Annotated in this window: 10 protein-coding genes and 1 pseudogene; 9 read left to right on the top strand and 2 right to left on the bottom strand. The window is 41.0% G+C overall.

Going from position 1 to position 12,830, the window contains the following annotated elements; genetic code table 11:
* The first annotated feature begins 1 nt into the window (after position 1).
* From nuoI to FIM44_RS04850, 9 genes and pseudogenes are all read left to right on the top strand, one after another.
* A complete protein-coding gene (gene nuoI, locus FIM44_RS04810; RefSeq protein ID WP_140479279.1) occupies positions 2-664 on the top strand; it encodes an NADH-quinone oxidoreductase subunit NuoI in 663 nt (220 codons plus the stop codon).
* Positions 657-1,205 (top strand): NADH-quinone oxidoreductase subunit J, encoded by a 549-nt coding sequence (locus FIM44_RS04815; RefSeq protein ID WP_140579269.1) that lies wholly within the window; start codon positions 657-659, stop codon positions 1,203-1,205. Before nuoI ends, FIM44_RS04815 begins: the two co-directional genes overlap by 8 nt.
* Complete coding sequence (gene nuoK, locus FIM44_RS04820; RefSeq protein WP_140463393.1) at positions 1,202-1,504, top strand: NADH-quinone oxidoreductase subunit NuoK; 303 nt, start codon at positions 1,202-1,204, stop codon at positions 1,502-1,504. Before FIM44_RS04815 ends, nuoK begins: the two co-directional genes overlap by 4 nt.
* 2 nt (positions 1,505-1,506) lie before the next feature.
* Positions 1,507-3,345, top strand: a complete 1,839-nt coding sequence (nuoL, locus tag FIM44_RS04825) for an NADH-quinone oxidoreductase subunit L (RefSeq protein ID WP_140579270.1) — start codon at positions 1,507-1,509, stop codon at positions 3,343-3,345.
* A 3-nt stretch (positions 3,346-3,348) separates the two neighbouring features.
* A complete protein-coding gene (locus FIM44_RS04830; protein WP_140579271.1) occupies positions 3,349-4,887 on the top strand; it encodes an NADH-quinone oxidoreductase subunit M in 1,539 nt (512 codons plus the stop codon).
* Complete coding sequence (gene nuoN, locus FIM44_RS04835; protein ID WP_140579272.1) at positions 4,874-6,352, top strand: NADH-quinone oxidoreductase subunit NuoN; 1,479 nt, start codon at positions 4,874-4,876, stop codon at positions 6,350-6,352. Before FIM44_RS04830 ends, nuoN begins: the two co-directional genes overlap by 14 nt.
* On the top strand, positions 6,342-8,747 hold the full coding sequence (locus FIM44_RS04840) for a DUF7494 domain-containing protein (protein WP_140579273.1): 2,406 nt from the start codon (positions 6,342-6,344) through the stop codon (positions 8,745-8,747). Before nuoN ends, FIM44_RS04840 begins: the two co-directional genes overlap by 11 nt.
* Position 8,748: 1 nt before the next feature.
* Complete coding sequence (locus tag FIM44_RS04845; protein WP_140579274.1) at positions 8,749-10,128, top strand: phosphomannomutase/phosphoglucomutase; 1,380 nt, start codon at positions 8,749-8,751, stop codon at positions 10,126-10,128.
* Positions 10,129-10,305: 177 nt separating this feature from the next.
* Positions 10,306-10,597: pseudogene (locus FIM44_RS04850) on the top strand (hypothetical protein).
* 266 nt (positions 10,598-10,863) lie between these two features.
* On the opposite strand, the gene trpA reads toward FIM44_RS04850, so the two are convergent.
* Together trpA and trpB are read right to left on the bottom strand one after the other, a co-directional pair.
* Positions 10,864-11,652 (bottom strand): tryptophan synthase subunit alpha, encoded by a 789-nt coding sequence (trpA, locus tag FIM44_RS04855; protein WP_140579275.1) that lies wholly within the window; start codon positions 11,650-11,652, stop codon positions 10,864-10,866.
* Position 11,653: 1 nt separating this feature from the next.
* Positions 11,654-12,829, bottom strand: a complete 1,176-nt coding sequence (gene trpB / locus FIM44_RS04860) for a tryptophan synthase subunit beta (RefSeq protein ID WP_140579276.1) — start codon at positions 12,827-12,829, stop codon at positions 11,654-11,656.
* Between the last annotated feature and the right edge of the window lies 1 nt (position 12,830).

Consider the following 12,830-nt stretch of genomic DNA (forward strand, 5'->3'; position numbering starts at 1 on the left):
TATGGCCAAACAAGAATACAAGCAACTTCCTAAACGAGCCGAAGTCCATAGCGCGACCGAGCAGTTCAAAGACACCGTTAAAACGAGCTTGGGTTTGGATCTATTCAAAGGATTAGGGCTTACGATCAAGGAATTTTTTAGCCCAAGCGTAACCATCCATTACCCTATGGAGCAACTCCCCTTAAGCCCACGCTATCGCGCGGTGCATAATCTGCAACGGCTTTTAGACTCAGGCTCTGAAAGGTGTATAGGTTGCGGGCTGTGCGAAAAGATTTGCACAAGCAATTGCATAAGGATCATCACGCATAAGGGCGAAGACAACCGCAAAAAGATCGATTCTTACACGATCAATTTGGGGCGTTGCATTTATTGCGGGTTGTGCGCGGAAGTTTGCCCAGAATTAGCGATTGTTATGGGGAACCGGTTTGAAAACGCCAGCACCCAACGCTCCCAATACGGCTCTAAAAACGAGTTTTTAACGAGCGAACAAGACGCTAAAAACTGCTCGCATGCCGAGTTTTTAGGCTTTGGTGCGGTAAGCCCTAATTACAATGAACGCATGCAAGCCACCCCTTTAGATTATGTCCAAGAGCCTTCAAAAGAAGAATCACAAGAAGAAACTCCAACAAACCCAGAAAGTAATAAGGGAGATGAAAATGTTTGAAACCATTGCCTTTTATTTCTTTGCGATCCTTACTTTGAGCATGGCGTTAGTGGTGATCACAACCACGAATATTCTCTATGCCATTACCGCTCTCGCTAGCAGCATGGTTTTTATCTCTGCTTTTTTCTTTTTACTAGACGCTGAGTTTTTGGGCGTGGTACAAATCACGGTGTATGTGGGCGCGGTCATTGTGATGTATGCGTTTGGCATGATGTTTTTCAACTCCGCTGCAGAAGTGATTGAACGCAAGCAAAGCCCTAAAATCTTGTGCATTCTTTCATTTGGCGTGGCAATATTACTCACCTTGATTTTAAGTGCTCCTAGCATTGGCGAAAACCTTTCTAATCAAGTCAATTCCAACGCTATTGATACGAAAATCCCCAACATTAAAGCGATTGGTTATGTGCTTTTTACCAATTACCTCATCCCTTTTGAAGCGGCGGCTTTAATGCTTTTAGTCGCTATGGTTGGAGGCATCGCTACAGGGATTCAAAAAATCCATGGGAAAAATCACACGCAATTTATAAAGGAATCTCTATGATAGGGTTAAACCACTATTTGATTGTTTCAGGGTTGCTCTTTTGCATTGGTGTAGCGGGCATGCTGAAACGCAAAAACATTCTGTTGCTCTTTTTTTCTACAGAAATCATGCTCAATGCGATCAATATCGGTTTTGTAGCGATCTCTAAATACACGCACAATTTAGACGGGCAGATGTTCGCGCTCTTTATTATCGCTATTGCCGCTAGTGAAGTGGCTATTGGTTTGGGCTTGGTGATTTTGTGGTTTAAGAAATACAAGAGCTTAGATATTGATTCTTTAAACGCTATGAAAGGTTGAGCATGCAATATTCTTCTTTGCTGTCAGTGGTGTTGTTTTTGCCTTTAATCGGTGCACTTTATGCGGGGCTGTTTGGGGCTAAAGCTAAAGCGTTGCATGTGGGCGTTTTCAATTCTTTGTGCGTGCTGGTTTCTTTCATTGGCACTGTGGTTCTTTTCGTTCAAGCCTGGCACAATCAAAGCTATGAAAAATATTTATTTGACTGGATTGTGGTAGGGAATTTTAAAGTCGGCTTTTCCCTCATGCTGGACAATATCAATGCGGTCATGATTGTCGTGGTAACTTTAGTTTCTTTCTTAGTGCATGTGTATTCTATAGGTTACATGGAACATGACGCAGGGTTTAACCGCTATTTTTCCTACCTCAGCGGCTTTGTGTTTTCCATGCTGGTGTTGGTGTTGAGCGATAATTTTTTAGGGCTTTTCATTGGCTGGGAAGGGGTGGGGCTATGCTCTTACTTGCTCATTGGCTTTTGGTATCATAAGACAAGCGCGAATAACGCTTCCATTGAAGCCTTTGTGATGAATCGAATCACGGATTTGGGCATGCTCATGGGGATTATTTTGATCTTTTGGAATTTTGGCACTCTCCAATATAAAGAAGTCTTTAGCATGCTCAATAACACCGATTATTCCATGCTCTTTTACATTAGCGTGTTTCTTTTCATTGGCGCTATGGGGAAGAGCGCTCAATTCCCTATGCACACATGGTTAGCCAACGCTATGGAGGGGCCCACCCCGGTGTCCGCTCTCATCCATGCAGCGACGATGGTAACCGCTGGGGTGTATCTAGTTATCAGAGCCAATCCTTTGTATAGCGCGGTGTTTGAAGTGGGTTATTTCATCGCATGTTTAGGGGCGTTTGTGGCTCTTTTTGGAGCGAGCATGGCTTTAGTCAATAAGGACTTAAAACGCATTGTGGCTTATTCCACGCTTTCTCAATTAGGCTATATGTTTGTAGCGGCCGGTCTTGGGGCTTATGCGATCGCGCTTTTCCACCTCTTTACGCATGCGTTTTTCAAATCCCTCCTTTTCTTAGGCTCAGGGAATGTCATGCATGCGATGGAAGACAATCTGGATATTACTAAAATGGGTGCTTTATACAAACCTATGAGGATCACAGCTATCTTTATGATCATAGGTTCAGTGGCTTTGTGCGGGATTTACCCTTTCGCAGGATACTTTTCTAAAGACAAAATTTTAGAAGTAGCTTTTGGGATGCACCACCATATTTTATGGTTTGCACTTCTAATCGGGGCGATCTTTACCGCTTTTTATAGCTTCAGGCTCATCATGCTTGTGTTTTTTGCACCCAAACAACACGGAATCAACCACCCCCATGAGGCTCAAAATTTCATGCTTTTAAGCATGCTGCCGTTAGGGGTTTTAGCGGTCATTGCCGGGTTTTTTGAAGAGCCGTTTTTTCATTTCATCTCTCAAGTGATCCCTAGCGTTGGAGAGTATCCCGTCCCGCTCGCTCTTTTAATCAGTATCACCACCATAGTGGTGTTATTGAGTATCGCCTATGCCATATTTAAATATAAAAATGGTATCACTTCCAAAAAAGAGGGGGGTTTTTTATACAAGCTCTTGCTCAACCAATACTATATCCCGCAGCTCTATCAAGGGATTGCAAAAGTTTTTAGTGCCATCGCTTCATTCTTGCACCGAGTCGTGGAATTAAGGATCATTGATGCGATAGTGGATACTATAGGAAGAAGCGTTTTTGTCATAGGGCGTGTGTTTAGGATCAGTCAAGACGGGAATTTAACTTCCATGCTGCGCTTCATGGTGGCTGGGGTTTTAATCTTGTTAGCGTTTGTAGCTTTTTTTGGGAGATAAGAAATGCAGTTTTTACATGCGCATCTTTTAAGTGTGGTGATCTTTTTCCCCATGCTGAGCGCGCTATTAGCGTTCTTTATGAGCGATCAAGCGAGCAGGGCGTATGCGATTGTCATCGCTTTGATTGAATTGTTATTGGTCTTGTTGTTGTGGCATGGGTTTGATATTCAAACAGCCGGCATGCAGTTTGAAGAAATGAAGGAATTAATCTATCAAATTGGCGTGAATTACCATGTGGGCGTTGATGGCATCGTGCTCTTTTTGTTGCTCTTAAACGCTATCGTGGTGTTATTGTCCGTGATTTATGTCAAAGAGCGTCGTAAAGACTTTGCGATTTGTTTGTTGTTGTTAGAGGGGATTTTAATGGGCGTATTTTCTTCTCTCAATATGATCTTTTTCTACGCTTTTTGGGAAATCTCGCTCTTGCCGGTCTTATATCTCATCGGTCGTTTTGGCCGTAACCATAAAATCTATTCTGGCATGAAGTTTTTTCTCTACACCTTTTTAGCGTCATTATGCATGCTTTTAGGCATTTTATACATTGGGTATTACTACGCTAACAATTACGGCATGATGAGTTTTGATATTTTAGATTGGTATCAATTGAACTTTTCTAGCGGGGTTAAAACCTGGCTCTTTGTGGCTTTCTTAATAGGGATTGCGGTTAAAATCCCGCTCTTTCCCTTACACACATGGCTGCCTTATGCGTATTCTAACGCCCCTACTTTAGGCTCTGTCATGCTTTCAGCCTTGCTTTCTAAAATGGGGACTTACGCCTTATTACGCTTCTTGCTCCCGCTTTTTCCTGAGCTTTCAGAGATTTATTTAACCCCCATAGCCATTGTGGCGCTGTGCATGATCATTTATGGAGGTTTTCTAGCCTACGCTCAAAAAGATTTAAAAACCCTCATCGCTTATAGCTCGTTCTCGCACATGGGAGTCGTGGTGCTTGGGGTTTTTTCTTTCAATGTTGAAGGGATTTCAGGGGCGGTGTTTATGATGTTTGCGCATGGTATTATCGTCATGGGATTATTTTTGCTCGCTGGTATCTTGGAAGAACGTGCCAGCAGTTTAGAAATCGCTCGCTTTGGATCAATCGCTAAAAACGCTCCCATTTTTGCCGCCTTTTTTATGATCGTTCTAATGGCGAATGTGGGCATGCCTTTAAGCATTGGCTTTGTGGGAGAGTTTTTAAGCTTATTAGGGTTTTTTGCCACTTACCCTCTTTTGGCTATCATTGCCGGAACAAGCATCATTCTCTCAGCGATTTACATGCTCACTTCATATAAAGATGTCTTCTTTGGTAATTTAAAAGCTGGGAACAATCAAATAAGCGTGTTTGAAGATTTGAACGCTCGTGAGGTAGGGGTTTTGAGCGTGATTTTAGCTTTGATTTTAATTTTAGGGATTTATCCTAAAATGCTTTTAAAACCGATTGAGCAAGGCTCTAAACAGCTTTTAGAGGTGATAGAAATCCGCTCGCTCCCTTTTTTAGGTTCATTGGATACTAAGATAAAAGAGGTCTCTTATGTTAATAGATAGTCTCCACATCTCTTTTGATAGCTTTAATTTTGAGAGCATTTTGCCCATGCTGGTGTTGGTGTGTGGGGGGATTTTCACGCTCTTAATCAACGCTTTCACTTCCAGGTTTTCACGCAATTTGAATGTGTTTTTATGCATGCTCTTTTTGGTTTTGGATTTTTTGGTGGTTTTAGGGTTAGAAGAGCAAGAAAACGCCTTTTTTGGGTTTTTGAGCTTGGATACCCTCTCGCTCATCTCTCAAAGCATTGTCTTGATTTCAGCCTTTTTGCTCATTTTCTTAGCCCTTTCAAAAGAGCGTTTCAACGAATTTCAAACCGCTGAATTTTATTCCTTATATTTGTTTATTGTTGCTGGCTTTCAGTTCATGGTTTCAAGCAACCATTTGTTGTTAATCCTTATTGGGTTAGAGACAGCGTCCTTACCCCTTTGCGTGTTAATGGCGTTGAGCGATAAACGCTACGGCTTGGAAGCAGGGATCAAGTATTTCACTATGGGGGCGATGGCGAGCGCGTTTTTTGCTATGGGGGCTATGGCTTTTTACTTGCTTACAGGGAGCTTGAATCTTGAAGTCATTACCCTATACTTGCACACCGAGGGCGTTACAAACCCCATGCTCTTTGCGATGGGCGCTATCTTTTTGATTGGAGCGATTGGCTTTAAGGTTTCTTTAGTGCCTTTCCATACCTGGATGCCTGATGTGTATGAGGGCAATAACCCGGTCTTTGCGAGCTATATTTCCATTGTGCCTAAAATCGCTGGCTTTGTGGTAGCGACTCGCCTTTTTGGGGCGTTTATAGACACCCGCACCGCTTGGGTAGAAGACATTTTTTACGCTCTCATTCTTATGACTATCACCATCCCTAATTTCATTGCTTTATGGCAAGAAGACGTCAAAAGAATGCTCGCTTATAGCTCCATTTCGCATTCTGGGTTCGCTTTAGCATGCGTGTTTATCCACACTGAAGATAGCCAACAAGCGATGTTTGTTTATTGGTTCATGTTTGCCTTCACTTACATTGGGGCTTTTGGCCTTTTATGGCTCTTAAAAAGCCGGGAAAAAACATGGGATGAACGCTACGATCACCCCTATTCTAAATTCAACGGCCTTATCAAAACCCACCCTTTAGTGGCGATCTTGGGCGCTATTTTTGTTTTTGGGCTTGCAGGGATCCCGCCTTTTAGCGTGTTTTGGGGGAAATTTTTAGCCGTTGAAAGCGCTTTAGAGAGCAATCACATTCTTTTAGCGGTGGTGATGTTAGTTAATAGCGCGGTGGCTGCGTTTTATTATTTCCGTTGGCTCGTAGCGATGTTTTTCAATAAGCCCTTACAAACCCAAAGCTACGCTCAAAACGATATTTACACCCAAAACGCTACCATGCCCATTTATGCGGTCATTATTGCCATGGCGTTAGCGTGCTTGTTCTCTGTGTTTATGATGCGAGGGCTTTTAGAGTTTGTGGCTTAAGTCAAAAATCTTTCTTTTAATGGGTTTACTCTCCCATTCGCTCAACGCCTTAAGTCTCACGCTCACGCAAGGCAAAGAAGGGGGGGAAGATTTTTCGGTTTTAACCTTACGACACAATAAGGCGTTTTCTTGTTTTTATACCAATGAAAAACCGCCAAGCGGGATTGAAGCCTCTCTATCCATTATACACGCTAAACGCCCCATAGAATGCGTGATAGACTCCATCCCTAAGGAGGGTTTTACCCCTTTGGAAAACGCTTTTTTCAATATCACCTATTCCATGCGCCAACAACAATTCATTTTACACATCAAACCCAAAGTGATGCGAAGGCTCACCCTTTTTTCTTTTGACAGGGATTATAAAAAAGCGATCCCCCTTTTTGTGGAAAACGACGCTAAAGCCAGAATGTGGCAAATCATAGGCTATGATCAAAATATCCCTTTTTTGAGCGAAAAAGACAACGCTCAAAAAGGCTTGAATTTCCCCATTGTCATTAAAGACGCTCAAACCCCTATCATTCAAGAACTAGACGTGAATAACAAACCCCTACTCACCACAAAGGGCTATGATTTAAACGCTTATTTAGAGGCTAAAAAACAAATGGATTCGCAAGCCTATTTTGACGCTTTACGCACGATCAGCCGCGCGTTTAAAAACTACCCTCAAACGATGTTTAAAAAAGATCTGTATTTATTAGAAATTATCGCATTAGGCCAATTAGGCATTAAAAAATCCTTACTCATAGACATTGGCACCAAGTGGATTAAAAATTACCCGACTGATCCCAATATCCCTGAAGCGCTATACTATGTCGCCAAAGCTTTAGATGAAAACAACAATTACAAACAGGCCATGCGCTATTACAAACGCATTCTTTTAGAATACAAAGACTCCCGCTACGCTCCTTTAGCCCAAATGCGTTTAGCCATTGAAGCGGCTAATGCCTCCAATTTAAGCAACGCTAGTATGCTTTTTAAAGAAGCTTTTTCTAACGCTAAAGACAAAGAGAGTGCGAGTGAAATCGCTCTTAATTGGGCTGAAGCAGAGATAAACTATCAAAACTTTAACAACGCTAAATACCTCATTGACAAGGTGGTTCAATCCAACCCTGATTATATTTCTATGCATAGCGAATCAGCCCTAGATTTGCTCAAGTTATTGAAAAAAAACCAGATGAATGAAAGCGCGATTGAAATCGCTCACTTGCTCCTTAATCAAGATGATGATTTGAAAGCTAAAGAGCAAGCGCTTTATGATTTAGGGGCGTTGTATGCAAGGATCAAGGACTTTAAAAACGCCCACCTTTACAATCTGCAATATTTGCAAGATCATGCGGAATTGGATAAAGCTTCTGTCGTTAGAGCGCGCGATGAAAAAGCCCTTTTTTCCATGGAGGGGAACACGCAAGAAAAAATCGCCCATTACGATAAAATCATTCAAAATTTCCCTAATTCTAATGAAGCCCTAAAGGCTTTAGAATTGAAAGCCCAACTCTTGTTTGAAAATAAGCGTTATGCTGAAGTGTTAGGCATGCAAAAAAATTTGCCCAAAGATTCTCCTTTGATCCAAAAAACGCTCAATATCCTTGCTAAAACCCCATTAGAAAACAATCGTTGCGAAGAAGCCTTAAAATACTTATCCCAAATTACCGCCTTTGAATTTACCCCCAAAGAAGAAATCCAAGCCTTTGATTGCTTGTATTTCGCATCGCTCAAAGAAAAAGCGCAAATTATTGCCCTAAACGCTTTAAAAACAGCTAAAACCCCTAGCGAGAAATTAATATGGCTTTATCGTTTGGGGCGTAATTACTACCGCTTAGGGGATTTTAAAAATTCCACTCTGGCTTCTAAAGACGCCTTAACTCTCGCTCAAAACTTAAATAAAAAAGAATTTTATGACATTGCTTTTGTTTTATTTTCAGATTACATGCAAAGCAATGAAAAAGGATTGGCTCTCAATTTGTATGCGTTTTTAGAAAAGCATTTCAAAGATGATAAACGCATGGCGTTGGTTTATTTTAAATTGCTAGAAAATGAAAAAGATCCTAAAAGCGTCAAAATTTATGCCACAAGCTTACTCAAACTCCAAGACGCTTATAAGGACTATTCTTACACGCCCTTTAGCGAATTTGCCCTTATTGACGCTTACAGAACCACCAAAGACTATTTAAAAGCGTTAGAAACGCTAGACAAGCTTTTAAACCGCAGGCTTTCTTTAGAAGATCACCAAAAAGCCTTATACTTGCAATCTGGCTTATTGGATCTAACCAATCAAAAAGCAAAATCCAGAGCCAGTTTAGAAAAATGCGTTCAGTTAAAACAAAAAGATCAAACAAACGCATGGCAAAATTTATGCGAACAGGGTTTAAATTTATTCAAAAACAAGGAGTCATGACATGGACATTAGCATTTTTAGAGAATATGATATTAGAGGCATTTACCCCACCACTTTAGATGAAAAGAGCGCCTTTAGTATCGGCGTGGAGTTAGGGAAAATCATGCGAGAATACGATAAAAGCGTGTTTGTAGGGCATGACGCCAGGGTGCATGGGCGATCGCTTTTTGAAGCTTTGAGCGCCGGGTTACAATCAAGCGGCTTGAAAGTGTATGATTTAGGGCTAATCCCCACACCGGTAGCGTATTTTGCGGCCTTTAATGAAATAGATGGCATCCAATGCCCCAATTCTATCATGATCACTGGCTCTCACAACCCCAAAGAATACAACGGCTTTAAAATCACGCTCAATCAAAACCCGTTTTATGGCAAGGACATTCAAGCTTTAAAAGACACGCTTTTAAACGCCAAGCATGAAATAAAACCCCTAAAAGAAATACCACAGAAAGTCAATGCCCTAGAAGCGTATCAGCGCTATTTGATCAAGGATTTTAAGCATTTAAAAAACCTTAAATATAAAATCGCCCTAGATTTTGGTAATGGCGTGGGAGCATTAGGCTTAGAGCCTATTTTAAAGGCTTTAAACATTGATTTTAGCAGCCTTTATAGCGATCCTAATGGGAATTTCCCTAACCACCACCCAGACCCTAGCGAAGCGAAAAACCTAAAAGATCTAGAAAAACACATGCAAGAAAACGCTATTTTGATAGGCTTTGCTTTTGATGGCGATGCGGACAGGATTGCGATGTTAAGCTCTCATCATATTTATGCGGGCGATGAATTAGCGATTTTATTCGCTAAACGCTTGCATGCTCAAGGCATCACCCCCTTTGTGATCGGCGAAGTCAAATGCTCTCAAGTGATGTATAACACGATTAATGCTTTTGGTAAGACGCTCATGTATAAAACCGGGCATAGCAATTTAAAAATCAAACTCAAAGAAACCCATGCACATTTTGCGGCTGAAATGAGCGGGCATATCTTTTTTAAAGAACGCTATTTTGGCTATGATGACGCTCTTTATGCATGCTTAAGGGCTTTAGAATTATTGCTTGAACAAACCCCAAGCGATTTGGAAAACACCATTAAAAACCTCCCCTATTCCTACACCACGCCTGAAGAAAAAATCGCTGTGAGCGAAGAAGAAAAATTTGAAATCATTCATAGCCTGCAAGAAGCGCTTAAAAACCCGCCAAGTCATTTCCCTAAAATCAAAGAAATCATCAGCATTGATGGCGTGAGAGTGGTTTTTGAACATGGTTTTGGGCTTATTCGCGCAAGCAACACCACCCCGTATTTAGTCAGCCGCTTTGAAGGCAAGGATGAAACAACAGCGTTAGAGTATAAAAGGGCGTTGCTCAATTTATTAGAAAAACTTTAAAATAGAGCTTGGGATAATCTCATTTCATATCCCTTACTCTTAAAAATATTAAATCAATTAAACAAGTTGCTTTAAAACCACACATAAAATCATAAGATCTCAAATTTTTTTACACTATTTAAGCTAAGTCTAAGCCTATTGTAATAAAAAGTTTTAAATTAATCGTAAAGGATTTTTATGGATGACAACAAAAACGCTTCTCATCTCACTCACGAAATGAAAAAGGAACACGGAGGTCTTTTAGAAGCAAGCAAAAAAGCTGAAATGCAACCAATCTTTAAAGCATTATGGTGTATAGCTCAAGAAGAAAAAGAAGGATATAAACAAGCGGCTGAAGAATATAAAAAGGCGGCTAAAGCAAAGGAGGCTGAAGCAAACGAAAATATGGATAAATTCGTAAAATACTTTGAAAGCAATCAACCATGACAATAACATAATAGACATAGAACCCGAAGACGAAAAGGACTAAACAATCAATAGTTCTTTTTAAAAGTATTATTTAAAAGTATTATAAAGAGCTTACGGCTTAATATATCAAAACTAGCCTTTTTTATTATTAAAATACCTGCGATTTTAAGCTGCTATCAACCACAACAAGGCTTGCCTTTATGTTGTTGTTAGGCTTATGGCAGTATTTTCTGCACTAACGCCATAATAACGCGCATGCAATAAAACCTGATGATGATTGTTAGTCTGTGATCTTTAATTTTTTGACGCAACAAAACCTAAAAGCCCTTAAAAAATCATTTCTCCTATAAACCCTTTAATTTTTTCCAGCATGGCGTTTTCATCGTTCAAATTTTCTTCTATGATTTTGACTAACGCCGAGCCGCAAATCACGCCATCAGCGCCCATGCCTTTAGCGTTTGTGATGTGTTCTTTTTGAGAAATGCCAAAGCCTAGTAATGCGGGGGTGGGGCTAAAGGCTTTTAAGGTTTTGATGATCGCGCTTGCATCGTTCTCTAGAGCATGGCTTATCCCTGTAACCCCACTCCTGGCTAAAGTGTAGATATAGCCTTGCGAATGCATAGCGGCTTGTTCTAAATCTTTACTGCTCGCATTAGGGCTGGCGATAAAGATTTGTTTAATGTGGTGTTTTTGAGCGGATTTTAGGACTAATTCTTTTTCTATTAAGGGCATATCCGCTATTAAAACGCTATCGGCACCGCATTCTTTGATTTGAGCGTAAAAATCATCCACGCCATAAGAAAAAATGAGATTCGCATACGCTAAAAGCCCTATGGGAATGTGGGGATTGTAATCTCTGATCGCTCTTAAGAGCTGGAAATTTTTAGCCATGCTAGCGTGTTTTAACGCTCTTAAATGGCTCGCTTGTATGGTGATGCCATCCGCTACCGGATCGGAAAAAGCAAACCCCAATTCTAAAGCGTTCACCCCGCTAGCAATTAGGGTTTTAATGATTTCAAAACTCCATTCATAATTGGGATCGCCCAAGGTTACAAACGGGATAAACGCCATTTTGTCTTGTTTTTTTAAGGTTTCAAACATGTTTTGATACCTCATTTTAAACCTCCTTTAAAGCGTTATAAACGGTGTTTAAATCCTTATCCCCCCGACCGCTTAAATTCACTACAATAATGCTTTCTTCTTCGCATTTTTGAGCGAGTTTTAAGGCATACGCTAAGGCGTGCGAGCTTTCTAATGCCGGGATAATGCCTTCTTTTTGGCACAACAAACTGAAGGCTTCTAGCGCTTCAGCATCGCTTGCGCTTTCATAAACCGCACGCCCACTCTCTTTTAAATAGCTGTGTTCTGGCCCCACCCCTGGATAATCAAGCCCGGCACTAATGCTATGGCTTTCTGCAATCTGGCCTTCATCATCTTGTAAAAGATAGGTTTTATTCCCATGCAAAATCCCCACACGCCCCTTATTCAAAGTCGCCCCATGTTTATTGGTTTCTAGCCCTAAACCCGCTGGCTCTACGCCTATGAGTTTAACCTCTTTATCGTTTAAAAACGCGCTGAATATCCCTATAGCGTTAGACCCCCCTCCAACGCATGCGATCACATAATCAGGCAAGCGGTTTTCTTTTTCTAAAATTTGGCTTTTAACCTCATCGCCTATCATTTTTTGAAAGGTTTTAACCATTGTGGGGTAAGGGTGTGGCCCGGCGGCTGTGCCTAGCAAATAATGCGTGTCCTTGTAACTGCTCGCCCAATCTCTTAAGGCCTCATTCACGGCGTCTTTAAGCGTCGCGCTCCCTGAATTAACTTCTCTCACTTCAGCGCCTAATAAGTGCATTCTAAAAACGTTCATTTCCTGGCGCTTGATGTCTTTTTCTCCCATAAAAATCACGCATTTTAAACCCAATAACGCACAAGCGATAGCCGTTGCCACGCCATGCTGACCAGCACCCGTTTCAGCAATAATCCTTGTTTTCCCCATTTTTTTCGCTAAAAGGGCTTGCCCTAAGGCTTGATTAGTCTTGTGTGCCCCGCCATGGATTAAATCTTCTCGTTTTAAATAAAGCTTAACTTTAGGGTTAGAAACGATATTTTGACACAAGGTTAAAGGGCTAGGACGGCCCACAAAATCTTTTAAAAGATGAAAATATTCTTTTTGGAATTTTTCATCTTTCAAACACGCATCAAACGCCTGTTCTAACTCTCTTAATGCGGGCACTAACAATTCTGAAACAAAACTCCCTCCAAACTCCCCAAAATACGCTTTTTGATTCATT

This window comes from Helicobacter pylori (genome assembly GCF_006440215.1).
In the GTDB taxonomy this organism is placed as follows: Bacteria; Campylobacterota; Campylobacteria; order Campylobacterales; family Helicobacteraceae; genus Helicobacter; species Helicobacter pylori_CS.

Bases quoted from the DNA above. Each gene is read 5' to 3' on its own strand.
- nuoI (WP_140479279.1), top strand. From the start codon at position 2: ATGGCCAAACAAGAATACAAGCAACTTCCTAAACGAGCCGAAGTCCAT.
- FIM44_RS04815 (WP_140579269.1), top strand. From the start codon at position 657: ATGTTTGAAACCATTGCCTTTTATTTCTTTGCGATCCTTACTTTGAGC.
- nuoK (WP_140463393.1), top strand. From the start codon at position 1,202: ATGATAGGGTTAAACCACTATTTGATTGTTTCAGGGTTGCTCTTTTGC.
- nuoL (WP_140579270.1), top strand. From the start codon at position 1,507: ATGCAATATTCTTCTTTGCTGTCAGTGGTGTTGTTTTTGCCTTTAATC.
- FIM44_RS04830 (WP_140579271.1), top strand. From the start codon at position 3,349: ATGCAGTTTTTACATGCGCATCTTTTAAGTGTGGTGATCTTTTTCCCC.
- nuoN (WP_140579272.1), top strand. From the start codon at position 4,874: ATGTTAATAGATAGTCTCCACATCTCTTTTGATAGCTTTAATTTTGAG.
- FIM44_RS04845 (WP_140579274.1), top strand. From the start codon at position 8,749: ATGGACATTAGCATTTTTAGAGAATATGATATTAGAGGCATTTACCCC.
- trpA (WP_140579275.1), bottom strand. From the start codon at position 11,652: ATGAGGTATCAAAACATGTTTGAAACCTTAAAAAAACAAGACAAAATG.
- trpB (WP_140579276.1), bottom strand. From the start codon at position 12,829: ATGAATCAAAAAGCGTATTTTGGGGAGTTTGGAGGGAGTTTTGTTTCA.